This window comes from Arthrobacter sp. NPDC093128 (assembly GCF_040683875.1).
Taxonomy (GTDB): Bacteria; Actinomycetota; Actinomycetes; order Actinomycetales; family Micrococcaceae; genus Arthrobacter.
Genome location: NZ_JBFBEY010000012.1, coordinates 170,992 through 194,820 on the forward strand (window position 1 = coordinate 170,992; position 23,829 = coordinate 194,820).

The window sequence follows — 23,829 nt, forward strand, 5'->3', positions numbered from 1 at the left end:
GATTATCAATATTGGGGCATAATGGGTACATGAAATTGTTGCCCGTACTCGGGTCGGCCACGGATGAAGCCTGCTGCGCCCCGGCAGGGCCCCCAGCCCTGGGCGCCGAGGAGGCAAAGCGGAAAGCCCTAGTCTTCAAGGCGCTGGCCGACCCGAACCGGCTACGGCTGCTCTCCATCGTCAAGGCCGACGCCTCCGGCGAATCCTGCGTGTGCGACCTGACCGGTCCGCTGGACCTGGGCCAGCCCACAGTCTCCCACCACCTGAAGATCCTGGTCGAGGCCGGGCTGCTGCACCGCGAAAAGCGTGGCACCTGGGCCTATTACTCCTTGGTCCCCGGCGCCCTGGAACAGACGGCCGGGCTCTTGGCGACCCTGTGACCGCGCCGGAACCATCCGCGATCACGATCCGTGCCATGCGCCGCGACGACTGGCCAGTCATCCAACAGATCTACCGTGAAGGCATCGGCACCGGGCACGCCACCTTCGAATCAGAGGCGCCCGACTGGGAACAGTTCAACACCTCGAAACTGGCCTGGGAGCGGTGCTGCTGGGGGCCTTGGCAGAATCCACCGAGGCTGACGGGATCTGGACCATCCAGGCAAGCGTCTTCCCCGAAAACGAAGCCAGCCTCAAACTCCACCTCGCCAACGGCTACGTCGTCGTCGGGCGCAGGCACCGCATCGCCAGGATGACCCACGGGCCACTAACGGGGCAGTGGCGCGACACCATTCTGATCGAACGCCGCTCCCCCGCCATCTGAACCGGGCGGGGCCCCTAAACGAAAGGCTGCGTAGGGCCGACCAAAGAAGGTCAGGGTCGGTTCTGCCAAAATAGATCCGTGACCATCGCAAAAACCGTCCTGTTGTTCGCCCTCGCCGCAGCGGCTGAAATTGGTGGGGCCTGGCTCGTCTGGCAGTCAGTCAGGGAGGGCAAGGAATGGTGGTGGGCCGGACTCGGGATCCTCGCCCTGGGGATCTACGGCTTCGCCGCCACGCTACAACCGGACGCCCACTTCGGCAGAATCCTCGCCGCCTACGGCGGCGTGTTCGTGGCCGGGTCCCTGGCCTGGGGCATGATCTTCGACGGGTTCCGGCCCGACCGCTGGGACATCACCGGCTCCGTGATCTGCCTGCTCGGGGTGGCCGTGATTATGTTCGCACCACGCAATGCGGCATAAAACTCCGCTTCCAGTCGGCCGACGACCCGGACAAGGACCAAATGAGAATAGAACTTCTCCACATCGATGACTGCCCCAACACAGAAGGGCACTCGAGCACGTCCAAGCTGCCCTGGCCGCATTGGGCGCCAAGATGTCCCCGTCCACTTGCGGCGCATCAGGACCGCAGCGGATGCGGCCTGTGGGACGCACTGCGGCCCGGGACCAGACCCGGCCCTCGCAGTTGACCCTCGACCGACTGCCAAGCGGGGAGGATTTCTGCCGTTTCAGTAGCTGGGGCGCGCCCATCGGCGCAATGCATCAATGGTGGTCTCCGGTGACGTGTTGAAGCAGAACACGATGCCGGGGACGAGCTCGTTGAGCAGGTTGACGACGTGCTCGAACAGCAAGGTGTGCTCCGCGGCCATTCGCAGGCCCGCGCCGATCATCACGACTTGGACCGGTTGCTCGGCAATGCACTCACGGACCCTTTTTTCGGCCTCATCCAGGTCGGCTGGGATTTGGCATGGCACGATGTCGAACCCCGCCTCGCGCAAGGCCGCCTCACCCGCCGCGATCCGGGTCACCAACATCTCTTGGGTGATTTCCGGGTAGCGGCTAAGGTCGGCGGCGCTCGGATGCAGACCGAGCGACAGAACGGTGTCACCCGTGGACGGATGGGGCCCTGTGGATGTCTCGGTCATCATGCCTTCTTTCCCTCACTGCACATGCTAATGAAGTAGACGATATGGCTTGGAGCACACGCCCCCTGAGAACTGGCGCCCGCTCCTGATGGGCGTCCCACCCCAGTTGGGATCGCGCGGCGTCCGTTCTGGCGTCCAAGCCCAACGTTCGCGCCAGATGGTGAAACGTTCCGCTGACTTGTGATTCCACGACAGGATGACGAAGCCCCGGACCAAGGCAAAGATGGCGAAGGAGAATGGACAGCCCGATCCTCCTGCCCTCCGCCGGTCCCGGTGAAAGTATGGCGGCATGCCCCATATGCCGAGGCATCCGACAACCATCAAAGCACCGCCGACCATCACGGACAATCGTTTAGGCTTGCTAACCACCCGCACCGAGACAGGCGGCACTGATGCGCATGAGGCCGTTGATGCGAGTGGTTACGGGTGAGAAACTCAGGTAGCGGCCACTCATGAGCTTTCGGGGTCCTTTGCCTAGACTGGGGCCATTGCACCGGACCGGGCGGGACGGTGCTTTGTGAAACGTAGCTTCGCTGTGTCTGTCGGTCACCGTCTTCCGGCCGGCTGTCCCCGGCAGCCGCGCCGGCGACAGGGACAGACGGATGCGACCCAGTAGGGAGTGCCCGTGCCGGTGCCAGCCACAGACAAACACGTCGAGGCACGCCCTGACGCCCCCACGCATGCGCTCCCTGGAACCCGGCTCCGGCCTACTGCGGCGCTGCTGATCGGATTGGCAGTCTTCGCGGCCCTGCTGGCGCTCCGAATCCTCGCTCCGGCGGAGGAGGGAAGCGCCTGGCTGGCGGATGCTGCCCGCGATTTTGTTTCGCTGTCGATCAGCGTGGTGATCGAATCCCTCCCCTTCGTTTTCCTCGGCATTGTGCTCTCGATCGGAGTGCAGATCTGGCTGCCGGACGGGTTCATCCTCCGCTGGCTGCCTGCGAGTCCGGCGCTTAGGCGGCCGATTCTTTCCCTGCTGGGCATGCTGCTTCCGGTGTGCGAATGCGGGAATGTTCCCCTGGCCCGGGGGCTGATCGTCCGGGGGCTGACCGTGTCCGAATCCATGACGTTTCTGTTTGCTGCGCCGATCCTGAATCCGGTCACGATCATCACCACCCAACAGGCGTTCGGCTGGGACAACGGCATCCTCGTCTCGCGCATTGCGGGGGGCTTCCTCATCGCCAACCTGATCGGATGGATCTATAGCCGCCATCCCCGCCCCGAGGTCCTGTTAACGTCCCGGTTCCAGGAGGAGTGTTCCCTGGAGGACCACGCCGGGCAGGCAGCGGGGAGAGTGGGACGCAGCGTACAGCTGTTTGTCCGGGAGACCGGCGCCATGATGCCTGCCCTGTTCATCGGAGCCGGCATCGCGGGCTTGATACAGGTCGGGGTTCCGCGGGACGTCCTGGTCTCGGTGGGGGCCAGCCCAGTCTGGTCGGTCGCAGCGTTGATGGTCCTGGCCTTTGTCGTGGCGGTGTGCTCCAACGTGGACGCGTTCTTCATCCTGTCCTTCGGCGCAACGTTCATGCCGGGCTCCATCGTTGCATTCCTGGTATTCGGGCCGATGATTGACGTGAAGATGCTCGCCCTCCTTCGCACCACATTCACAGCGAAGACACTCCTGCAGCTCACCGTGGTGGTCGCACTGTGCTCCGCCGCCCTGGGATTGGCGGTCAACTATGTTCTATAGGCGCCTTCTTGACCGCTGGCTCGGCGTGCTGCTGAGCATCATCGGCGTCGTTGCCACCCTCTGGCTGGGCTTCACAGGGCAGCTCGCTCTTTACATCCACCCGCGGTACTTCGTGTTCACCATCATCATGGCCTTGATCGCCGGGGTTCTGGCGCTGGCCGCGTTCGTCCTGGTTCCCGGCGGTTCCGCCGCGCATCCCGACGAGCACGGGCATGCCGACGCCGGCAACCGCCGCTGGAGACGGCTGGGCGCCGCAGGAAGCACTCTGATCGCCGCCGCGGCCGTCGTGGGACTACTGATCCTGCCGCCGTCCACTCTCAGCACCGCGACGGTCACCCAGCGCGACCTCAACGGCTCGGCATCGACGCTGTCGAGGGACGAAGCCGTCGAACTCGTGGGCGCTGACTACACAACGTTCACCATGAAGGACTGGATCTCGCTGCTGCGACAGGGGGTTGGCGAGGAATACCTGACCGGCAAGACGGCAACGGTCACCGGATTCGTAACACCGGACAAGAGCGACCCGGAGAACGTGTTCTTCGCCGCCCGCTTCGTCGTGACATGCTGCGCCGTGGACGCCCAGCCAATCGGCCTGCCGGTATACGCCCCGGGCTGGCAGGACCGGTTCGATACCGACAGCTGGGTAACCGTCTCCGGCGGCTTCCGAACCAACCCGAGCCGGATGAGCGATGAGGTTTTGGTGATGGTCCCTGACTCCATCACTTCTGTTCCGAAGCCGGATTCTCCGTATGTCTACTAAGCGCTCCGCGGCCCAACGCAAAAGACCCCGGCCAACCAAACACATCCCGGCACCTGCCCGTCGCCCGCGCGGGCTCTCATATGCCGTACGGCTCCGCGGCACGATCGCGCTCCTTTTGGTGCTCTGTGCGGCCCTCACGGCTGCGAATATCGCCACCGAACCACGCCCGAACGCGGTGTCGGCGCTGGAAGGGACAGCCGGCACCTCCGGCTTCGAGCTCTACACGCTCGAACGCGACGTCACCGACGACAACGCCGGAAAGAAGAAACCCGACACCATACGGGGAACCAACATCGCCGACTCGGGCGACGGCACCGTCATCCTTACCGCCCCCCGGATCCAGGAATACGCCGCGCTCCCCACCGCCCTTGCCGCCGTCACGATCAATGACGACAACTCCAGCTCCCTTGAGATCATCCCCCTGTCCGGCGGACCAGAGGCCCAGGTGCCGCTTCCGGGAGCCGGAAAAGTCGAACTCCTGCGCGCAGCTTCCAAGAGATTCGTCGGCTTCGCCTTCTCAAGCACCCCGCCGTCACAGCAGCACTGGAAGACCTTGTTCGTCTACGACACCGAGGATCCCTCAACGCCCCCGCGAGAAATCCGCGGTCTCGATGGAAAGCCCGTTTCAGTCCTCGACTGGGCCTTCGTCCCGAACACCTTCTCACTGGTAGTGCAGAATGAATCCGGAACCATGTTCCTCGCCGACGCCCTTGCTGCCGCAAACCCCGCGCCGCTGGGCCTGCACGCCGAGTTCCACGGTTTCGTTCCCGGAACCAGGAAAATTTACGTCGTCGACGCATCGTCCGACCCCACGAACAAGGTCGCGAAAAACTCAACGATCGATCTCACTAACGGGACCGCCAGCCCGCTCGACCTCAAGCCGGTCAGCCGCAACGACAGGTCATGGCCAGGTGCCACGGTTCTCCTCAACGAAAGCGGCCGGTACACCCAGAGCACCAGCGAAAACACCGCAGGTAAGGTCACATCCGTGCTCACGGTGACAGATGCGACGGGATCAAAGACGCTCTACCAACCGGATCCCGTCTGGTCACGCATCGATGGTTACTGCCCCTCCCCGGACGGAAAGTTCATAGCAGTCGAAGCAACAGCGCCCGAAGGCGCCGCTGACCGGTACCCTGTCCTGCCCGCCCATTCACCCATGCGGACCGAGATCATCGAGCTGGACACCGGAAGACACGTCCGCAGCCTTCCGGGTTTCCTCCCCAGCTGGTGCAGATAGATGCGGAGAACTTGGACCTGCCGGTTGCTGAGAGCCTTCGGCTTCCGTCCCGTCGAGGGTTCGGCAGGCCGCCTTGGTTCCCGTAGAGTGCGAAGGTTGGCTGGTGCGGAGGTTGGAGTGCGTGCAGTTCTGTTGGGTGGCACTGGTGCCATGGGCGGTGCGACAGCGATGCTGCTTTCCCGGGCCGGCTGGGATGTGGAGGTGACCGGCCGCGATCCTTCCCGGATGCCGAGGGAATTGTCAGAGTGCGGTGTGCGCTTCCACCAGCTTGAGCGCAGCGACACCCGCGGGGTGGAACGGCTCGTGGGGAACGGCGCGGATCTGCTCGTGGACCTCGTTGCCTACACCGCCGCGGACGTGCGGGCACTCCTACCGGCGATGGCATCGGTTGAAAGCCTGGTCTTGGTCTCGAGCCGAGCCGTCTACGTCGACGATTCCGGGCGGCACATCAACGGGGACGATCCGCCGCAGTTCGCCGGGCCGGTTCGCGAAGACGGCCCCACACTGCCGCCCGCAACGGACGACACGGACCCGTTCATCCGGGAAGGGTACGCCGCTTGCAAGGTTGCCGCCGAGCTGGCCGCCCTCGACTCCGGCCTCCCGGTAACCGTAATCCGGCCGTCGAAGGTCCACGGACGATGGGCACGGAACGCGCGCACCACGAGCGTGGTCGAGTGGATGCTCCGGGGAGAGCCGACAATTGAGCTCGCCGACGGCGACACGATCGATCACCTTACCGCGGCCGCGAATGCTGCAGCACTGGTCGAGACCGTCGCCGGCCGTCCTGGCCGCCGTATACTCAACGCCGCCGATCCTGACACCCCGACAGCCGAGGAGATCGTGGGCGCCATCGCCGCGGAACTCTCATGGGAAGGAACCATAGAGCGTGTCGCCAGCGGCTCCGACCGAGGACAGCATCCATGGCAGACTCCAATGACGCTAGATTCGGCGGCCGCCCGCGAGCTCGGATATGAACCGGCAGGGAGCGGCATCAGCCTCGTTGCTGAAGAGGTCCGGTGGGTTCTGCCGCAGATAGCTATTCGGTAGCGGTTTCAAGCGGAACGACCTACATAACTGAGAAAGCGCTTCGTGGTGTAAGGGACTGCCCCGCCGCCCTGGCGGGCTCCCCGTCATCGGGCGGCTCGTCTACCACGACAGAGCGCTGAGCTAGGCTGAACGCGGAGGTTCTCGTTGGTCGGCATCCGGGAGGAAAATGGGCAGCTTCGACAATGGAGGCGGGCAGTGAGCTGTTCTCCCGAACGGGGGCGTTCAAGAATCAGACGGGCCTTGCTGTGCATCGCCGGGCTAATGAGCGTTGTGCTCGGGTTGAGCGTTCGCACGCTCAGCGATGCGACATGGACCGGCCCTGCCGGTGATGGCATGTACGCGGTCCTGGTCTACATTCTCGTGGCCATCCTGATTCCGTCGAAGTCCAAGGTACTGATTGCAGCCGCAGCCTTTACAGTCTGTGTCCTGATCGAACTGTTCCAGCTCACTGGTCTTCCTGCCGAACTCGGAGAATCCTGGCCACCCCTTCGGCTGGTCCTCGGGACCACGTTCGGCACCGCGGATTTGTTGGCCTACGCCGGTGGTGCTGCCGTCGCTTACGCGATGGATTGGACCACGGGCGCGGTGAACAGCGCTCGCCATCCCTAGGTGCCGTACTTTCCTGCCCCCGGACTCATTTGGGCAATTCGTTCGAGGACAGATTCGGGGCTGCCTCCCTGGCCACGGATGCCACGTGAATTGCCTTGGCCAGCAGGTGGGCTCCTGGCCCGGATTCACATATATTGCGGTCGGAGCTTCCAAACAGATGCTGCTGCCTGGAGCCTCCGTCCAATGTGGGTCGGCGCTGGCCTCGAACCTTACGGTGGGACGCCCGAATTCTTGTCTCAAAAGCGGAGAAGCGCACCAAAGTACCCGCTGGAAACGGAAGAAGACCTGCACTTGGTGCCGGTCTTCTTCCGTTTCCTCTGCAAGGGAAATCAAGGGGCAGCATCCTGGCTGCGTGGGCTAAAAGTTGTGGAGTTCCTGGGCATGGGCGGTGTCCACGGGCCCGGTCTTTTCGCCGGCTGTGAACGGCTGCAGCTCGATAATGTCTTCGACCAGGCTGGCGTCGGCCGCCGGCTGGTCGTCCTCGGTCCTGACGTATTCGGTTCCCACAGTGGCGATCCTTCCAGAAATGGCGGTTTTCTCTCACGGTAGTCAGAAATACTGCGTGTTCACTGTGTACGGGGGGCGTCCGGCATACTAGTTCCATGCAGGCGACGACCGTGTTGGTCGAGGGCGAGAGTGACCGGCTGGCGGTCGAGACGCTGGCCTTTCGCCTTGGCCATGACCTGACAGCCTTGCGCGTCTCGGTCGTACCGATGGGAGGCGCGACAAGTATCGTCCGCTTCCTCGACCGCTACGGCCCGAATGGCGCAGGCCACCGGTTGTTCGGCCTGTGTGATGCAGGGGAATCTCCTGGCATCGCCCGCGCACTCGGCCGGGCAGGTATCGGCTCCGGTTCGCTAGCCGAGCTTGGGTTCCACGTCTGTCACGACGATCTAGAGGACGAACTCATCCGCTGCCTTGGGATCGATGCCGTGCTCAATGTCATTGCGGCTCAACGCGAACTCGCGTCGTTCCGGCTTCTCCAACGCCAGCCGTCACTGCGACAGCGGCCCATAACGGCGCAGTTGCGCCGGTTCTTCGGAGGACGCAGCGGTAACAAGGTCCGATACGCTCCCCTGCTAGTCGACGCATTACCGGCCGGGCATGCGCCTCCGCCACTCGCCCGCCTCGTTGCGTCATTCTCACGGTGATCCTACTGTCCAAAATGGTCGAATGCCCTCATCGCGTCCAACCACGTGACCTGCTCCGAGGACAACGGCGTCAAGGCATTATCGCCGCCATATCCTCGTAGAAGCGGCCATGCGCGAAGACGAGAGTCCTGCGCCGAGCAGTCCTTAAACCGGCGGACATTTCAGTCCCCGGATCCGGGAATGCTACGAGCACTGGCACGAGCTTCGCAGCGTTGCCTTCACGCTGGAGCAATGGAGCGGAAACCCCGCTGGCCGAGGTGCCGCCGTCGTCCTTTGGAAGTCCCGCATCGCAGCCCCGGCAGGTCATTGCGATCGGGCTAAACTACGCGGCGCACGCCGCCGATGCCTCAACGCGTTCACCAAGTGAAAGTGAATTTTTCTTTGGGGCCGAAACGCCTGCGTACCTCCGCTCGGCGCCCTTTCAGCACTGCTCCCAACGCGTGTTTTCCGAGGCCGCCGGTCGCTGCCTCTGCGGTGGTGATCAAAAGGCCGATAAGAATCGGCCGGAAGAAGACGGCGGCTCGAGTCGTCATACTCTCGAATCCTGGTCTGCGCCCACATGGGCTTGGTGAACCCGGGCGCAGGATGCCGAGTGCGCGTCGCCGGTTGTGAGCGCATCCTCGTCGACCACGAAGGGCCCAGCCGGATCGCGGACTGCCTCGTATGCCTCGACTATCTCCGCCCCTGCGACGTAGGCTTGCCACCGTCGCCGGTCAGGCGCGCTCGGTGGTCCACGGGTGCACGAGGCCCGCTACGACCATTGCCTGACGACAACCAAAAGGAGTCTCGAACATGATGTTCACGAAGAAGGGTGATGCGGCTGTTCTCGCCAAACTCAGTGAAGCCCCCGCACAGTACCGGGAGATTGGAGAACGCCTGCATAGCATCATCCGGGAGAGCGCGCCCTCGTTGGAGCCGATCGTACGCTGGGGACTCCCGTTCTATGTGAAGGACGGCAAGGACATCTGCTACATCAAACCGGATAAGGACTTCATCGCGTTCGGCTTTGGCGAAGTCGTGAACCCCGCACGTGAAGAGGGCGCCAGCATGCACCCGGTCGCATGGACCATCACCTCGCTGGATGCTGCGACGGAGGCCAAGATTCGCGCGCTCGTCGAGAAAGCGGTTGCCTGACACGGGCCCCTGCCACAAAGTGCGAGCCGACCGTCTTCAGGACGAGCACGTGCCGACGCGAGAAGTCCGGACCGAGCAGGCCGGCAGAGTTCTCACCAAGCGGTGGCAAGTTCCGAAGAGCCGCCCGGCTTGAGTGTTCATGTGCCCGAGTTGCCAGGAGATTTCGTCGGAGACGGCCGTGAGCTGATCCGGAACGCCAGCCCGGCCGCTTTCGCGGCGTAAGCGGCTGCTGCGAGAAATGATTCGTTGGCTACGTGCGTTCGACGCGGTCCGCAACGATGGAAAATTCATCCGGTTGATCATCGTGCCAGCTCAGCATCACATGCTCGCCTGGGACAAGCTCAAGAAACCCATGCTCCCTCTGAACGATGCAGGAGAAATGGGCGAAACACTCACTTCCCAATGCTGCGACGACGCCTTCAGGTGTGGCAGCACACGGTGTGGCAGCACACAGGGACTGGCTCGCGCAGCACAAGGCAAGCACTCCCGGAGTGCCATGAGTTTGGTTACTGTGGAGAGATGGCTTCCTTCACGGTCGACTTCTTCTGCAGTCTCGACGGCAACGGATCAGCGAGAGGCTGGCCCGGCTATTGGGGAAAGGAGGGCCCTGAGCTCCGCGCGGACCGGGTGAGGACCTTCGCGCAGGATCAGGTGCTCGTATTCGGCGCCACGACATTCAGAGAATTCAGAACGTACGTGGTCGAGTATGACGAGCCCTACTACGACAGCCTGAACATATTGCCGAAGATCGTGTTCTCGAGCACGCTCGAGGAGCCACTCGGCTGGCAGAACTCGACACTAGTCAACCAGGACGCGGTGACAGCGGTTGAGCGGCTGAAACGTGAGACGGATGTCCCCATGCGGTCGCACGGCAGCATCTCGTTGAATCGCGCCCTTCTCGCGGCCGGACTCGTCGACCGACTCGAGGTGATGGTCTTTCCGGCCATTACAGGACGGGCAGGCTATGCGTCTTTGTTCCACGACGGTCCCGAATTTGACCTCGAGCTCGTGGAATCGACCGTGCTCGACGGCCGCACCCAGAAGCTCGTGTACATCCCACACGTGCACAAGGGCATCCCAGAGGGCGTTGGCCCGCAACGACGCCGCGAGTAGCTTTCCGGCCGTGACCGGGCATGGGGCTTCAAAATCCTGGTCCATGCCTCCGTGACCACCGCGCCCGGGGTTAAGGTCTCTTTCCTGCCCGAAGCTGCCGGTCCTCAGGCAATCAGGTTGAGTGTGAATTCCATGGCGCCGAGGAAGAGTGCCAGAACCGACGTGCCAAGCCCAGCCACCAGAAGCAAGCCGGGGTGGGCGAGACCCACCACAACACCCCGGAGTTGGGGCGAATGCCGCAGGAATCTCTTGGGCAGCCGCGAATCTTCCGGGTTCTGCCGCCAGCCGCGGAGACGGCGCAGGAACCACGCACAGCGCACAATAAGCGCCATCCACAACACCGACACAACCAAGGGGACCGCCGCCAGGAGCAGGTTGAACCCCAACGACGTCACCGCACGCTCCGAGTTCCCGGCCAGTGCCTGCACCGTTGTGGAAATCGAGGCGCTGGCCACCACGGAGAGGCCCCACACCATAAACGCAGCCGTCAGCGCTAGGAACCGGACAAAGAAGTGCGCAAGCACCGATTCTTTCTGGGGCTTGAGGTACCGGCGCGGGGTCGCATGGAGCACGGTTACAGTGCAGGCCAGCGTCGGCAGGGCAGCCATCCCCACAAGCACGTACCAGGTCCAGCCGGCCAGGTCCACGAACTCGTCAACAATGATCAGCAACGCCCAGAAACCCGTCCACGCCCAGCCTGCATGCAGCGGATTCCGGACTAGCCAAGCGGGCAGCCGCTGAGGCAGCAGGACGGCCGGCGCGATAGAGGGCCGGGAAGCAGGACTCCGGACTGTCCTCTTTGCGGGCGCAACAGCAGCCGGACCGACGGCGACTGAGCCGTCCGGCAGGGCCCCTGCCTTGGCGTTCGCCGGTTCTTCTTCCCCGCTGGCCATGCTCATGGGCTCACTGTAGCAATGCGGGAGGCGGGCCCGCCGTCGCGTACCCGCGCGGTTAGGTACGGCGCAGGGGCAGCAGGGAGTCGCTGGGAATCGCTGAGGAAATCTTCCGTCCCAGTACGCATCAGGCTCAACAAATACAAGAAAATTCAACATGAACTGCCAGCTCGCCGTCGTGCTGGCATCCATATAGCAAGCTACTGCCGGAGCCTCCCAATCAGCAGGCCGCGCGCGGGCCCTTCTGACTTTGGGGAATGATCCGTGCGGACGCGATGGTCGTCCCGAATAGTTCGAAACAGACAGTGGTCTTCGCCCGCAGAGACTTTTCGCTCGCGTGTCGTGCGTTTCCGGGTGGCCGTTTGCCTCGGCAGCAAGCCTCGGGTTCAGCGCTTCTTGCCCCCAACACCCGGCACGGAAGCGACCTGTTTCATCCACGCTGCGATCTGGCGTTCGTCGATGTCGTCCATGGATTCGAGCTCCACACCCCGCGTCGACTTGCCCATCCCCACTGGTGCCACCGGCGGTACAGGCTCGAGCGCCGCGCCATTGATGAACATGAGCTTGACGTGGCCAGCAAAACCGCCGCAGCTGAAACACCACCCGTCGCCCACGCCGTAGTACGACATGCCCCACTTCACGGAGCGCCGGAGGTCAGGCAAGGTCTTAGCCGCAAGCGCATCGACCGCTTCGGCGATGCCCCGCTGCGGCTGTGGCAGGCTGGCGATATATGCGAAGACCGGCTTGTCGCCGACCGCAGCTTTCGCGGGGCTTGCCCTGCCGGTCATGGCTTCCGGCAGCGTGATGGCGACGCCGAGATCAGCCGCTGTGCGCGTGGCCGGCGTTTCAGTTTCGCTCTTACCGGTCTCCCTGCTGGTCATGGAGAGCATTATTCCATGTGGTCAATCTACGCACCCTTTGGCCGGACAACCGGCAAGATGACCGCGCGCCGTGCGACAGAAAGTAGCGAACCGAGGCCAAAATCGCGAAGAAAAACTCCTCGGACATGAAGAAGTGAAAGACCTGCAACGGCACAAGACCACTCCAGGTAGCGTGCTGCATGCGCTCCGTCACTGAGCCGATTCGTCGCATGGGAGCCGTCCCTGGTTGCCACGGTCGGTTTCCGCTTCGGGAAGTGCTCGACAGGGGCGACGACTGGTGTCGTGGTTGCTGTTCCGGGACGTGCCCAGCCGGAGCGCGACCGCCTGCCGGGATGTGGTCCTTCGGAACAGCTGACCGCGTCTCGGATCGGCGGGTGTGACCGTTCGCTGGGCCTCATATCGCTGGACGGCCCACATTCAAGTCAGCGCGGTGGCGTTAGCTGGTGACCCCGTCCCTCCGGTGATGTTCAGCGGTTTGACGCTGATAAATGCGTCCCAGCTGCCGGTCTTTTTCATGTGCCGGCTGAGGGGCCCGAGCCGCCACAGTTCGCCCAGGGGCATGCCAAGTTTGGCGAGCAGGCCGATGCAGGTGCCGCGCAAACAACGGGCGGCCAGTGATCCAGACTGCCGCATGTCGCCCTGGAGCAATCACGAGAGCCAAGAGCGGCCGCGCAGCGTACGAGGGCCTTGAACGCCTGAAGCGCAGCCCTTCCGGGCTGCACTTCATCCCTGGCGTGAAGGTCTGGGCTAGGCGGCGAAAAGAGCTTCGCGCACAGCGTGCTCAAAGCCACAGACATGGATCCGCGCGAGCTCCCCGGCCCGGGCCTCATCTCCGTCGATAACCGCACGGAGCAGGTCCACATGCTCATGCACGTGACGGGACAGGTCGGGAAGGCGATCCAGGACCATGCACCAGATTCGTGTCGCGAGATTGTCGTAGCGAATCAGGACATCTTCGAGGTGGGGATTGGCCGCAGCCGCGTAGATGCCTTGATGGACGCGCGCATCCAGGCGCAGGGTTTCAACTACGGAGGCTACATGGGTATCGAAGGATTCAACAGCCCGCAGCACAGCCCGCAGCTGCTCCCGCTGCCGTTCCGTGGCCACCCGGGCGGCACGGGACGCTGCGAGCGGTTCAAGCTGCGTCCGGATTTCTGAAATGAAAGCAAGGTCGGTCACCTCCACACGGGTGGCAAAAGTGCCCCTGCGGGGGTAGGAAACCACCAGGCGGTCAAGCTCAAGCCGCTTCAAAGCTTCCCGCACCGGAGTCCGCCCCATGCCCAGGTCTTTGGCGAGGTGATCATCGTTAAGGAGATCGCCGGGTTTGATTTCCAGCATCAGCAGGCGGTCGAGGATGCGCTCGTATGCCACGTCCGCCAACGACTTCTTGACTGCATCCACGGCCGCCAACGCTTCAACTGCCATAACCTGGACCCCTTTCCATTCAAGCCAATCAGGCTATTGACCTCGCCCACTGACCAGTATACGCTGATTCCGAGCCCTAATATATCAGTACACGATCTGAGAATATATCTAACGGGAAGATACTCAAAGGAGGAGACATGACCCTCGTGGCAACAGACTCATCAACCAGCACGCTGACTCAGACCGAACCCCGCGTGAAAGACCAGGCCCAGAAGTTCGTACTCACACTGTCGTGCGTCGAACGTGCCGGTATTGTCCAGGCGGTCACCACTTTTCTCTTCGAACGTGGCTTCAACATAGACGAGCACCAGCAGTTCGACGACGGGCTCCGCGAGACCCTGCACCTGCGCACCGCATTCTCAGGTTCCCCCGAGTACACGCCGGAGCGGCTCCAGGAGGAGTTCGGCACCATTGCGGACCGCTTCGAGATGAAGTTCAGCTTCCATGACCAGACCAAGCAGCGCATTCTGGTCATGGTGTCCAAGTTCGGCCACTGCCTGAACGACCTGATCTTCCGCTGGCGCGGCGGCAGCCTCGGCGGCGACATCGTCGTCGTGGTTTCCAACCATGAAACCCACCGGGCCATGGCCGACGCCGCCGGCCTCCCCTTCATCTACCTCCCCGTGACCCCCGAAACGAAGGCGGACGCCGAGCAGCGCCTGCTGGACCTCGTCGACGAGCACAACATCGACCTCGTTGTGCTCGCCCGGTACATGCAGGTGCTCTCCGATGACCTCTGCCGCTCCCTTGAAGGCCGGGCCATCAACATCCACCACTCCTTCCTTCCGGGATTCAAGGGAGCGCGCCCCTACCACCAGGCGTACGACCGTGGCGTCAAACTGGTAGGCGCCACAGCCCACTACGTGACTGCTGAACTCGATGAAGGTCCAATCATCGAACAGGAAGTCATCCGGGTGGACCACAGCTACGGTCCCACGGCACTGTCAACAGTCGGGCAGGACGCGGAAGCGCTGGCACTGTCCCGCGCCGTGCGGTGGCACTGCGAGCACCGTGTGTTGCTGGACCAAACCAGCACTGTCGTGTTCCGGTAAGCACGACCACCACATCAGCAGAGACAACACACGAAAATCAGCAGGAGAAACCACATGGCTTCGACGCCAAGCATTGTCATTATTGGAGCGGGAATCGTCGGCACGAACCTGGCCGACGAACTGGTCACGCGGGGTTGGAACAACATCACCGTTCTGGACCAGGGACCCCTGAATATGCCTGGAGGCTCCACATCCCACGCCCCGGGCCTCGTTTTCCAGACCAACCCTTCCAAGACCATGGCTACCTTCGCCAAGTACACGGTTGAGAAGCTCCTGTCCCTGAGCGAGGACGGCGTCAGCTGCTTCAACCAGGTCGGCGGTTTGGAAGTTGCCACCACCGAGACCCGCCTCGCGGACCTGAAGCGGAAGCTCGGCTATGCCGCGGCGTGGGGTATCGACGGCAAGATCCTTACCCGCGCCGAGTGCAAGGAGCTATACCCGCTCCTGAATGAGGAAGACATCCTTGGCGGTCTCCACGTTCCAAGCGACGGCCTGGCCCGTGCTGCCCGTGCAGTCCAGCTGCTGATTAAGCGCACGGAAGCCGCAGGCGTCAAGTACCTGGGCAACACCACGGTGATGGGCATCGAACAGTCCGGCCGCCGGGTCACCGGTGTCCAGACCTCCGAAGGCACCATCCCTGCCGACATCGTGGTCTCCTGCGCCGGTTTCTGGGGCGCCAAGATCGGCGAGATGATCGGGATGTCAGTCCCGCTCCTGCCGTTGGCCCACCAGTACGTGAAGACCACTCCGGTCCCGGCGCAGAAGGGCCGCAACGAACTGCCCAACGACGCCTCCCTGCCGATCCTGCGGCACCAGGACCAGGACCTCTACTACCGCGAGCACGGTGACCGTTACGGCATCGGTTCCTACGCGCACCGTCCCATGCCCGTGGATGTTGATGAGCTGGGTTCCTACGACCCCAACAGCATCAGTGAACACAACATGCCCTCCCGCCTCGACTTCACCCTGGAGGACTTCCTCCCGGCATGGGAAGCCACCAAGCAGCTGCTGCCGGCCCTGCGCGAAAGCGAGATCGACGACGGCTTCAACGGCATCTTCTCCTTCACCCCGGACGGCGGCCCCCTGGTGGGTGAGTCCAAGGAGGTCGACGGCTTCTTCGTCGCCGAAGCCGTGTGGGTCACCCACTCGGCCGGCATCGCCCGCGCTGTCGCGGAGCTCCTGACCACCGGCAAGTCGCAGATCGACCTTGGAGAATGCGACATCCACCGCTTCGAAGAGGTCCAGCTGACCCCCGAATACGTCAGCGAAACGTCCCAGCAGAACTTCGTGGAAATCTACGACGTCCTGCACCCGCTGCAGCCCAAGCTCTCTCCGCGGAACCTGCGCGTCAGCCCGTTCCACGCCCGCCACAAGCAGCTGGGCGGCTTCTTCCTGGAGGGCGGCGGATGGGAGCGCCCCTACTGGTTCGAAGCCAACGCCGAACTGCTCAAGGAGATGCCTGACGAATGGCAGCCGCCGGCACGTGACGCCTGGTCCGGTATGTTCAGCTCGCCCATCGCCGCAGCCGAAGCCTGGAAGACCCGCACCGCGGTGGCCATGTACGACATGACCCCGCTCAAGCGCCTTGAGGTCTCCGGCCCGGGAGCCCTGAAGCTGCTGCAGGAGCTGACCACCGCCGACATGACCAAGAAGCCGGGGGCCGTCACCTACACCCTCCTGCTGGACCACGCCGGCGGGATCCGAAGCGACATCACCGTGGCCCGCCTGAGCGAAGAAACCTTCCAGCTCGGAGCCAATGGAAACATCGACACAGCCTACTTTGAGCGGGCCGCACGCCACCAGACGGAAAACGGAACCGCCAGCGACTGGGTCCAGGTGCGCGACACCACCGGCGGGACATGCTGCATCGGCTTGTGGGGACCCCTCGCCCGGGACCTGATTAGCACGGTCAGCAGCGACGACTTCTCCAACGACGGCCTGCGCTACTTCCGGGCTAAGAAGGTTGTCATCGGCGGCGTCACAGTCACCGCAATGCGGCTGTCCTACGTCGGCGAGCTGGGCTGGGAACTGTACACCAGCGCGGACAACGGCCAGCGCCTGTGGGACGCACTATGGAAGGCAGGGCAGCCGTTCGGCGTGATCGCTGCCGGCCGCGCCGCATTCAGCTCGCTGCGCCTGGAAAAGGGCTACCGCTCGTGGGGCACCGACATGACCACGGAGCACGACCCCCTGGAAGCCGGCCTCGGATTCGCCGTGAAGATGACCAAGGAAGACTTCGTCGGAAAAGCCGCCTTGGAGGGCCGCACCGAGGAGAACTCCGCCCGCCGCCTGCGCTGCCTGACGGTCGACGACGGCCGGAGCATCGTGCTGGGCAAGGAGCCGGTCTTCTACAAGGACCAGGCAGTCGGCTATGTCACCAGTGCGGCCTACGGTTACACCATCGCCAAGCCGATCGCCTACGCGTACCTCCCGGCCGCTGTGTCCATTGGTGACTCGGTCGAGATCGAGTACTTCGGACGGCGCATCCAGGCCACAGTCACCGCAGATCCGCTGTACGACCCGACGATGACCAGGCTCCGCGGCTAACCACCCGCCAGACCGTTAAAAGGGCACGCGGCCCGGACTCTTCACCTCGCAACCAGAGTCCGGGCCGCTGCTCCTCCATCACATCTCAAACCCTTCCCAGTCGAGTCAAGCTTCAGCCCAGGAAGACACATGATCAGCTCAGAAACAATCAACGAATACCTCGCCAGGCTTGCCTCGCGAGAACCCACCCCAGGCGGCGGCGCTGCCGCCGCGCTCCACGCCGCCCAGGGGGCAGCGCTCGTCGCCATGGTGGCCAGATACACCACCGGCTTGAAATACGAGCAGCACGCCGAACTCGTCCAAAGGATCATCAGCGCCGCCGACGGATTGGTCGTCAAGGCCCTGCGCCTGGCGGACGCTGACGAGCATGCGTTTCAGGGCGTCATCGACTCGTACAAACTTCCGTCCGGGACCGAAGACCTCAAAGCGGCACGAACGGCATCCATCCAGGATGCGCTCATCCGGGCCGCACAAACCCCCGCACAGCTGATCAAGCTCGCCGGCGCCATCGTGGATCTTGCCACGGAACTTTTCGAGGTCGCGAACGCCAATGTGATCAGCGACATCGCTGCTGCCGCCGACGCAGCCCGCGCAGCCGCAAGCACCGCCCGGGTGAACATCGACATTAACGTGGTGGCCATCAAAGACGCCGCGGCCCGTTCGCGGTTGGCTGATCAGACTGACGGCCTCGAGGAAAAGGTCATCCTGGCAGCAGACTCCCTCGTGGGGCGCGTGCGTGGAAGGATTCTCGGTTGAGCGCCGTACTCCTCTCCGGAAAAGCACTGGCAAAGACCATTCAGCAGAGGGCCCACCATGAGGCCCGGGAGCTCGAAGCCGACGGGCTACGCCCCACACTCGCAGTGGTTGTGGCCACCGACGACGGCTCCACCCACTGGTATGTCCGGTCCATCGAACGGGCCGCAGAAAGCGCCGCCATCAGTTGCCGGATCGTGGACCTTGGCCCCGATGCCAGCGGAGAGGTCCTGGCCTCAGTCCTGAAGGACCTCAGCGAGGATCCATCCGTTAACGGCATCATCCTCCAGACGCCCCTGCCTCCAGGCGTCGGAACAGATGAGCTGGTGGGGCACATTGCGCGGGAAAAGGACGTCGATGGCGCGAACCCGTTGAGCCTTGGCCGCCTGGCCGTTGGCCAGCCCTCGTTCGCACCTGCCACGGCTCGCGCCGTAATCGAGATCCTGGACCACTTCGACATCCCGCTGGCAGGCCGGAATGTGGTCGTCATTGGCCGTTCCGCCGTAGTGGGAAAGCCGCTGTCCCTGCTACTGCTGGAGCGCGACGCCGCGGTCACCGTCTGCCACTCCCGGTCAGGTCCTTTGGAGAAATACACCAAGGCCGCCGACGTCGTGGTCGTGGCGGCCGGGCGTGCCGGTCTGCTGAACGGCGGCCACGTCTCGTCCGAGGCCGTGGTGATTGACGTCGGCACCAACGTCCTTCCTGACGGATCCCTCGTGGGGGATGCCGACGAGGCCAGCGTGCGGGGCATCGCCGCGGCGCTGACTCCGGTCCCGGGCGGCGTCGGCTCTGTCACCACATCCCTGCTTCTTCTGCACACAACCGAGGCCGCGCGGGAACAGTCGCGTGCTTTGGTCCCGAGAACCGCCGGATGATCCGCCGCACAGCCTGTCGAGGCTGCAGGAGGCCACCACAAAGCCACCAAGCAAACCCGGCCCCTGTTTCCTGCCCAGATCTGAAGGAACGATCACATGGCTTCAAAAGCCCCCGTACATAACATCGACGAGTCAAAGCTGACCGTCACCAAACCCAAGACCAAGGCCGTCGGAATCCCCGCGGTGGTGAACTCGCTGAAGATCTCCCTCGAGCAGATGGGTCCGCTGCGCAGTGTCCAAACGCTGCTGGCAGTCAACCAGGTCGACGGGTTCGACTGCATGGGCTGCGCGTGGCCCGAACATGAAAAACGCAACGCAGCCGAGTTCTGCGAAAATGGCGCGAAGGCAGTGGCCGAGGAGGGCACCCGCCGCCGCGTCACCCCCGAGTTCTTCGCCCAGCACTCCATCGAGGACCTGAAGACGCGGGACGACTACTGGTTGGGTCAGCAGGGCCGGCTGACCCACCCGATGCTTTTGGCTGAGGGAGCCACGCACTACACACCCATCGAGTGGGACGCAGCCTATGAGCTGATCGCCCAGGAGATGAAAGAAATGGACCATCCCGACCAGGCAGTTTTTTACACTTCCGGGCGGACCTCGAATGAAGCCGCCTTCCTCTACCAGCTCCTCGTGCGGGGACTGGGCACGAATAATCTCCCCGATTGCTCCAACATGTGCCACGAGTCCACGGGTTCAGCCCTCGTTGAAACCATCGGCATCGGCAAGGGCTCGGTCAGCCTCGTCGACCTGGAGACAGCCTCGCTGATCTTCGTTGCCGGGCAGAATCCAGGTACTAACCACCCGCGCATGCTCAGCGCCCTGGAAAAGGCGAAGAAGAACGGCGCCGTCATCATCTCCGTCAACCCACTCCCTGAGGCCGGGCTCCTCCGGTTCGAGAATCCGCAGACGATCTCCGGAACGCTCGTGGGCACGCAACTGACCGACGACTTCCTGCAGATCCGGGCCGGCGGGGATCAGGCCCTCTTCCAGGGGCTTGGCAAATACCTCCTCGAGGCGGAGGCGCAGGGGAGGAAGTCCCCGGGACTGACTACGGTCCTTGACCACGAATTCATCAATCACCACACCGCGGGCATCAACGAATACCTGCGGTGCCTCGAAAAGGTCCAGTGGAGCGAAATAGTCGAAGCCACGGGCCTAAGTTTGGATCAGATCAAGGCCACGGGCGAACGCCTGCTGGCCTCCGACGCCACCATCGTCTGCTGGGCCATGGGCCTAACCCAGCACAAACACTCAGTTTCCACGCTCCGGGACGTCGTCAACGTGTTGCTTCTCCAAGGCAACATCGGTAAGCCCGGAGCAGGAGTATGCCCCGTCCGCGGCCACTCGAACGTCCAGGGTGACCGCACCATGGGGATCTTCGAAAAGATGCCACAGGCGTTCCACGACAGGCTGGACCAGGAGTTCAAGTTCCTTTCCCCTCGCAAGCACGGCTACGACACCGTGGCGGCGATTCGTGCCATGCGGGACGGCAAAGTCCGCGTCTTCATTGGAATGGGTGGAAACTTCGTCCGGGCGGCCCCGGATTCCGAGGTCACGGAGCGGGCATTGGCCAACACAGACCTGACGGTGCAGATCTCCACGAAGCTGAACCATTCCCACGTGTCCACTGGCCGACGCGCGCTGATCCTCCCGACGCTGGGTCGGACGGAAAAGGACGCGCAGCGCACCGGGGACCAGAGGGTGACGGTGGAAGACTCGATGAGCGCCGTCCATGCGTCCCGCGGACGCATTAAGCCGGCCAGCGAGCACCTCCACTCAGAAGTGGCCATTGTGTGCAACCTCGCCCATAAGCTCTTCACCGACAGTGATAACCTCCCACTGCCCAACACGCCTAAAGCTGCCTGGCTCTCGATGAAAGACGACTATTCCTTGGTCCGAAAACACATCGAGGCGGTAATCGACGGCTTCGAAAATTTCGAGGAGAGGATCCAGCACCCTGGCGGCTTTGTCCTCCCCCACCCTCCGCGGGACACCAGACAGTTCGAGACCGCGTCGGGCAAGGCCCGCTTTACCGGCAATGAGCTGGAATTCATCAAAGTACCCGAGGGACGGCTGGTCCTTCAGACCCTGCGCTCACATGACCAGTACAACACCACCATCTATGGCAAGGATGACCGATACCGCGGTATCCACGGTGGGCGTCGCGTGGTTCTTGTCAACGAGGCTGACATCGCTGAGCTGGGCTTTAGGGACGGTGACATGGTTCATTTGATTTCCGAGTTCCGCGGGACAGAGCGGCGGGCCGACAACTTCCGGATTGTTTCCTACTCGACACCGAAGGGCTGCGCGGCAGCATACTACCCGGAGACCAACGTGCTCGTGCCGCTCGATTCGGTAGCTGACACCAGCGGTACACCGACATCCAAGTCCGTCATCGTGCGGCTGGAACGGGCCGAAGCGTGAGCGCCGACATGACGACGGCAACAGCGTCCAAGGGTGTGGACGGGCCGCGGGTTGAGCAGGCACGCAGGCCCCAGGTCCAGGAACTGCTGACAACCCAGGTCGTTGATGCGCTGGTCAGTTCGCTGCGGCCCCTCGGGGCCATTGTGGTGGTTTGAGTGCGAGCAGAAATCTCTGCACGCACAGCCAGTCCTGCACTACGGGCCCGGCGTCAATCCAGCCAACAACGGGGAACCGAGTGGTCCGAAGCCGGCCAGCTTGCCTTCGACTTCCCCGTCCCGCTCCCGCCCGCGAGTGTCCCCCCTTGCATTGGCATCAGGGCACCCCCTACGAGTCCGACATACAGTAGGACTTCTGGCCCCTCTCCCCCGAGTCCGCCCGCCGCTACCGCCTGGGCACCCCGCATTCGGCGTGCCCTGTTCTTAGCCTTGGATTTGCCCGGCCGCGTGAAGGCTGAGCCACCGGGTTGACGAGCCAGCGCCTGAGCCGGTCTAGGATGAAACATGGCAGCAGTTCGGCTGCGACATCCAGGCCTGGGTACTCCGCATGGACAAGGACACGAGGCGACATGGCCGCACGCAACGACCCGGATCAGGGCGTAGACGCACAGGGCGGAGGCGTCCAATCGGTGGACCGTGCCCTCCAGATCCTTGATATCCTCGCCCGTGATGGTGATGCCGGCGTCAGTGAGATCGCTGAGGAGATGGGCGTCCACAAATCCACAGTATCCCGCCTGGTGGGGTCCCTGGTGGGTCGGGAACTGGTCCGCCAGAACAGCGAACGCGGCAAGTACCAGCTGGGCTTTGGAATCCTGCGATTGGCATCGTCCATCCCAGGCCGATTGAGCGTGGTGCGAGAGGCCAGAGATGTTTTAGAGATTCTCGCTGCGCGCTACAAGGAAACAGTGAACTTGGCTGTCCTGCGATCGAATTACGCCGTCAACGTGGACCAGGCCATGGGCCCCTCCACGCTCGCAACCTACGACTGGGTCGGCAGCCTGACGCCACTGCATGCCACGTCGAGCGGCAAGGTTCTGCTTGCTGCCCTTCCGGCCGACGAAAGGGACACCATCCTCAAGACCGTCGGCCTGCCAGCCCGCACTCCGCGTACCGTGACAAATCGTGCGCAACTGGAGAAGCAGCTGCTCGAAATTTCCCGGCAAGGCTATGCGGTCGTCCACGAGGAGTTTGAAATCGGCCTGTCAGCGGTCGCAGTTCCCATTTGGAACCATCTTGGGAATGTAATCGCCGCCGTGAGTATCTCCGGTCCTGCGTTCCGGTTCACTCCGGAAGAGGATCCCGGACTCATCGAAGGGCTCCGCGCGGCTGGACTGTCCATTAGCGCGAAAATGGGCTACAGACACCGATAAGGCCCGACCGCAGAGGTCGGGCATATCGGAGGGCAAATGGACGCATACAGACCGTACGGTTCATCTCCTACGATGATCAGCCGTCCGGCGAAACCCTGGGCACGGGCAGCCGAGAGGCCGGCGAGGGATGCTCCAAGGACAGCAAGCGTCTCCATATTTCATCATTCAACTGCTTCTTACGCAACGACAATCGCGATATGCAACAGCGTGACGTATGCCATGTTGCGTGTCAAGGTGCTCGGCAAATCATCGAAAACCCTTGACATCCGTAATTATCAGCCGGAATCTGTTGCTTAGAGCGATATCCGTTGAGTCATGCGGAACGATCCCGTCTACCCACTTGACGCGAACCTGATCCCGTGAACATAAAAGGAGGTGCTCCATGCGCAAGGCCTGCCCGCTCAGTGAACTCGCTCCCGGTGAGGCGCTACGGCTCGATACTGCTCCGCCCGCGGCCAAACTGCCGTACGCACCCACGGGGTGCAAATCGTCGACGGCAACATCATGATCATCGGATCGGACGAGGCCCCCAGCCTTCCGCCCGGTCTGACAACCGAGGGCCATGTTTAACCGCAAGCCCATGCCTCTCCGAGCAAAGGACCCGCTCATGGCTTTTAATAGTGACCTAAAATCCCATACACCCGAGGAGTTGCCTGCTGACAACGAGGTGGCAGAGGCTCCGCGTAACGAACAACCTGGAAGCGGGGAAAAGAGTAAAGCAGTCATCAGTAACTCCGGCGCAGTAGACAGAAACCCCGCTGTCCTCGATCCGGAGCAAGGAGGAGCGCCCTTGCCGGACGTCGAGTACGAGCAGATTCTGCAGGAGCTGCGTCAGACCAAGACCGAGCAAGCAGTTGCGGATCGCCGGAACCATAAGCTCAACCTCGACAAGGTCACCTTCGGGATCACCGGCGTCATCGCCATCGCCTTTGTGATCTGGGGTTTCATGGGACGGGACAGCCTCTCCGAGACCTCCACAAGCGTCCTGAACTGGGTCATGGAGTACACCG

At 63.1% G+C, this 23,829-nt stretch carries 21 protein-coding genes and 4 pseudogenes; 19 read left to right on the plus strand and 6 right to left on the minus strand.

Annotation, left to right across the window (positions count from 1 at the left end; all coding sequences use genetic code 11):
• Positions 1-29 precede the first annotated feature (29 nt).
• From AB0N24_RS15805 to AB0N24_RS15815, 3 genes and pseudogenes are all read left to right on the plus strand, one after another.
• Positions 30-380, plus strand: coding sequence for a metalloregulator ArsR/SmtB family transcription factor (locus AB0N24_RS15805; protein ID WP_364126069.1), 351 nt, complete (start codon positions 30-32; stop codon positions 378-380).
• A gap of 35 nt (positions 381-415) precedes the next feature.
• Positions 416-762: pseudogene (locus AB0N24_RS15810) on the plus strand (hypothetical protein).
• A 78-nt stretch (positions 763-840) separates the two neighbouring features.
• On the plus strand, positions 841-1,179 hold the full coding sequence (locus AB0N24_RS15815; protein ID WP_104176079.1) for a YnfA family protein: 339 nt from the start codon (positions 841-843) through the stop codon (positions 1,177-1,179).
• 266 nt (positions 1,180-1,445) lie between these two features.
• Here the strand turns inward: AB0N24_RS15815 and AB0N24_RS15820 are convergent, their stop codons facing one another.
• Positions 1,446-1,865 carry a hypothetical protein gene (locus AB0N24_RS15820; protein WP_364126072.1) on the minus strand — a complete coding sequence of 140 codons (420 nt, stop codon included), beginning with the start codon at positions 1,863-1,865 and terminating at the stop codon, positions 1,446-1,448.
• A 628-nt stretch (positions 1,866-2,493) separates the two neighbouring features.
• On the opposite strand from AB0N24_RS15820, the gene AB0N24_RS15825 reads away from it, so the two are divergent.
• From AB0N24_RS15825 to AB0N24_RS15845, 5 genes are all read left to right on the plus strand, one after another.
• The gene (locus tag AB0N24_RS15825; RefSeq protein ID WP_364126074.1) at positions 2,494-3,549 is read left to right on the plus strand and encodes a permease; all 1,056 of its coding nucleotides are present in this window, start codon (positions 2,494-2,496) and stop codon (positions 3,547-3,549) included.
• Positions 3,539-4,309 (plus strand): TIGR03943 family protein, encoded by a 771-nt coding sequence (locus AB0N24_RS15830; RefSeq protein WP_364126076.1) that lies wholly within the window; start codon positions 3,539-3,541, stop codon positions 4,307-4,309. The genes AB0N24_RS15825 and AB0N24_RS15830 overlap by 11 nt, the downstream gene beginning before the upstream one ends.
• A complete protein-coding gene (locus AB0N24_RS15835) occupies positions 4,299-5,549 on the plus strand; it encodes a hypothetical protein (RefSeq protein WP_364126078.1) in 1,251 nt (416 codons plus the stop codon). The genes AB0N24_RS15830 and AB0N24_RS15835 overlap by 11 nt, the downstream gene beginning before the upstream one ends.
• Positions 5,550-5,666: 117 nt before the next feature.
• Positions 5,667-6,596, plus strand: coding sequence for an NAD-dependent epimerase/dehydratase family protein (locus AB0N24_RS15840; RefSeq protein WP_364126080.1), 930 nt, complete (start codon positions 5,667-5,669; stop codon positions 6,594-6,596).
• Positions 6,597-6,857: 261 nt separating this feature from the next.
• Positions 6,858-7,205, plus strand: a complete 348-nt coding sequence (locus AB0N24_RS15845; protein ID WP_364126083.1) for a DUF2809 domain-containing protein — start codon at positions 6,858-6,860, stop codon at positions 7,203-7,205.
• Positions 7,206-7,562: 357 nt separating this feature from the next.
• Here AB0N24_RS15845 and AB0N24_RS15850 read toward each other — a convergent pair whose 3' ends face one another.
• Positions 7,563-7,712 carry a hypothetical protein gene (locus tag AB0N24_RS15850; protein WP_364126086.1) on the minus strand — a complete coding sequence of 50 codons (150 nt, stop codon included), beginning with the start codon at positions 7,710-7,712 and terminating at the stop codon, positions 7,563-7,565.
• Positions 7,713-7,807: 95 nt separating this feature from the next.
• Here AB0N24_RS15850 and AB0N24_RS15855 point away from each other — a divergent pair, with 95 nt between their 5' ends.
• The 3 genes from AB0N24_RS15855 (at position 7,808) to AB0N24_RS15865 (ending at position 10,603) form a co-directional block, all read left to right on the plus strand.
• Entirely contained in the window at positions 7,808-8,356 is a 549-nt protein-coding gene (locus tag AB0N24_RS15855; protein WP_364126088.1) for a TOPRIM nucleotidyl transferase/hydrolase domain-containing protein, read from the plus strand.
• A 792-nt stretch (positions 8,357-9,148) separates the two neighbouring features.
• Positions 9,149-9,490 (plus strand): DUF1801 domain-containing protein, encoded by a 342-nt coding sequence (locus AB0N24_RS15860; protein ID WP_364126090.1) that lies wholly within the window; start codon positions 9,149-9,151, stop codon positions 9,488-9,490.
• A 519-nt stretch (positions 9,491-10,009) separates the two neighbouring features.
• Positions 10,010-10,603, plus strand: a complete 594-nt coding sequence (locus AB0N24_RS15865; RefSeq protein WP_364126093.1) for a dihydrofolate reductase family protein — start codon at positions 10,010-10,012, stop codon at positions 10,601-10,603.
• Positions 10,604-10,707: 104 nt separating this feature from the next.
• Here AB0N24_RS15865 and AB0N24_RS15870 read toward each other — a convergent pair whose 3' ends face one another.
• From AB0N24_RS15870 to AB0N24_RS15885, 4 genes and pseudogenes are all read right to left on the minus strand, one after another.
• Positions 10,708-11,502: a hypothetical protein gene (locus AB0N24_RS15870; protein WP_364126095.1), complete on the minus strand. Its 795-nt coding sequence runs from the start codon at positions 11,500-11,502 to the stop codon at positions 10,708-10,710.
• A 380-nt stretch (positions 11,503-11,882) separates the two neighbouring features.
• The gene (locus AB0N24_RS15875) at positions 11,883-12,377 is read right to left on the minus strand and encodes a DUF1801 domain-containing protein (RefSeq protein WP_364126098.1); all 495 of its coding nucleotides are present in this window, start codon (positions 12,375-12,377) and stop codon (positions 11,883-11,885) included.
• 417 nt (positions 12,378-12,794) lie between these two features.
• Positions 12,795-12,966, minus strand: a pseudogene (locus AB0N24_RS15880) (cyclase family protein); the annotation flags it as partial.
• A 158-nt stretch (positions 12,967-13,124) separates the two neighbouring features.
• Complete coding sequence (locus AB0N24_RS15885) at positions 13,125-13,802, minus strand: GntR family transcriptional regulator (protein WP_364126101.1); 678 nt, start codon at positions 13,800-13,802, stop codon at positions 13,125-13,127.
• A 137-nt stretch (positions 13,803-13,939) separates the two neighbouring features.
• Here AB0N24_RS15885 and purU point away from each other — a divergent pair, with 137 nt between their 5' ends.
• The 8 genes and pseudogenes from purU to AB0N24_RS15925 all read left to right on the plus strand — a co-directional run.
• Positions 13,940-14,854: a formyltetrahydrofolate deformylase gene (gene purU / locus AB0N24_RS15890; protein ID WP_364126104.1), complete on the plus strand. Its 915-nt coding sequence runs from the start codon at positions 13,940-13,942 to the stop codon at positions 14,852-14,854.
• 54 nt (positions 14,855-14,908) lie between these two features.
• Positions 14,909-17,401: an FAD-dependent oxidoreductase gene (locus tag AB0N24_RS15895; protein WP_364126107.1), complete on the plus strand. Its 2,493-nt coding sequence runs from the start codon at positions 14,909-14,911 to the stop codon at positions 17,399-17,401.
• 129 nt (positions 17,402-17,530) lie between these two features.
• Positions 17,531-18,157: a cyclodeaminase/cyclohydrolase family protein gene (locus AB0N24_RS15900; RefSeq protein WP_364126110.1), complete on the plus strand. Its 627-nt coding sequence runs from the start codon at positions 17,531-17,533 to the stop codon at positions 18,155-18,157.
• Positions 18,154-19,029 carry a bifunctional 5,10-methylenetetrahydrofolate dehydrogenase/5,10-methenyltetrahydrofolate cyclohydrolase gene (locus tag AB0N24_RS15905; RefSeq protein WP_364126113.1) on the plus strand — a complete coding sequence of 292 codons (876 nt, stop codon included), beginning with the start codon at positions 18,154-18,156 and terminating at the stop codon, positions 19,027-19,029. Before AB0N24_RS15900 ends, AB0N24_RS15905 begins: the two co-directional genes overlap by 4 nt.
• A 96-nt stretch (positions 19,030-19,125) precedes the next feature.
• The gene (locus AB0N24_RS15910; protein WP_364126116.1) at positions 19,126-21,453 is read left to right on the plus strand and encodes an FdhF/YdeP family oxidoreductase; all 2,328 of its coding nucleotides are present in this window, start codon (positions 19,126-19,128) and stop codon (positions 21,451-21,453) included.
• Positions 21,454-21,512: 59 nt separating this feature from the next.
• Positions 21,513-21,605 (plus strand): annotated as a pseudogene (locus AB0N24_RS15915) (GTP cyclohydrolase I FolE); the annotation flags it as partial.
• Between the two features lie 413 nt (positions 21,606-22,018).
• Positions 22,019-22,819, plus strand: coding sequence for an IclR family transcriptional regulator (locus tag AB0N24_RS15920; RefSeq protein WP_364126119.1), 801 nt, complete (start codon positions 22,019-22,021; stop codon positions 22,817-22,819).
• Between the two features lie 607 nt (positions 22,820-23,426).
• Positions 23,427-23,829: pseudogene (locus AB0N24_RS15925) on the plus strand (BCCT family transporter); the annotation flags it as partial.

Bases quoted from the DNA above. Each gene is read 5' to 3' on its own strand.
- AB0N24_RS15835 (WP_364126078.1), top strand. From the start codon at position 4,299: ATGTCTACTAAGCGCTCCGCGGCCCAACGCAAAAGACCCCGGCCAACC.
- AB0N24_RS15855 (WP_364126088.1), top strand. From the start codon at position 7,808: ATGCAGGCGACGACCGTGTTGGTCGAGGGCGAGAGTGACCGGCTGGCG.
- purU (WP_364126104.1), top strand. From the start codon at position 13,940: ATGACCCTCGTGGCAACAGACTCATCAACCAGCACGCTGACTCAGACC.
- AB0N24_RS15910 (WP_364126116.1), top strand. From the start codon at position 19,126: ATGGCTTCAAAAGCCCCCGTACATAACATCGACGAGTCAAAGCTGACC.
- AB0N24_RS15920 (WP_364126119.1), top strand. From the start codon at position 22,019: ATGGCCGCACGCAACGACCCGGATCAGGGCGTAGACGCACAGGGCGGA.
- AB0N24_RS15805 (WP_364126069.1), top strand. From the start codon at position 30: ATGAAATTGTTGCCCGTACTCGGGTCGGCCACGGATGAAGCCTGCTGC.
- AB0N24_RS15870 (WP_364126095.1), bottom strand. From the start codon at position 11,502: ATGAGCATGGCCAGCGGGGAAGAAGAACCGGCGAACGCCAAGGCAGGG.
- AB0N24_RS15820 (WP_364126072.1), bottom strand. From the start codon at position 1,865: ATGATGACCGAGACATCCACAGGGCCCCATCCGTCCACGGGTGACACC.
- AB0N24_RS15845 (WP_364126083.1), top strand. From the start codon at position 6,858: ATGAGCGTTGTGCTCGGGTTGAGCGTTCGCACGCTCAGCGATGCGACA.
- AB0N24_RS15860 (WP_364126090.1), top strand. From the start codon at position 9,149: ATGATGTTCACGAAGAAGGGTGATGCGGCTGTTCTCGCCAAACTCAGT.
- AB0N24_RS15885 (WP_364126101.1), bottom strand. From the start codon at position 13,802: ATGGCAGTTGAAGCGTTGGCGGCCGTGGATGCAGTCAAGAAGTCGTTG.
- AB0N24_RS15895 (WP_364126107.1), top strand. From the start codon at position 14,909: ATGGCTTCGACGCCAAGCATTGTCATTATTGGAGCGGGAATCGTCGGC.
- AB0N24_RS15865 (WP_364126093.1), top strand. From the start codon at position 10,010: ATGGCTTCCTTCACGGTCGACTTCTTCTGCAGTCTCGACGGCAACGGA.
- AB0N24_RS15830 (WP_364126076.1), top strand. From the start codon at position 3,539: ATGTTCTATAGGCGCCTTCTTGACCGCTGGCTCGGCGTGCTGCTGAGC.
- AB0N24_RS15875 (WP_364126098.1), bottom strand. From the start codon at position 12,377: ATGACCAGCAGGGAGACCGGTAAGAGCGAAACTGAAACGCCGGCCACG.
- AB0N24_RS15900 (WP_364126110.1), top strand. From the start codon at position 17,531: ATGATCAGCTCAGAAACAATCAACGAATACCTCGCCAGGCTTGCCTCG.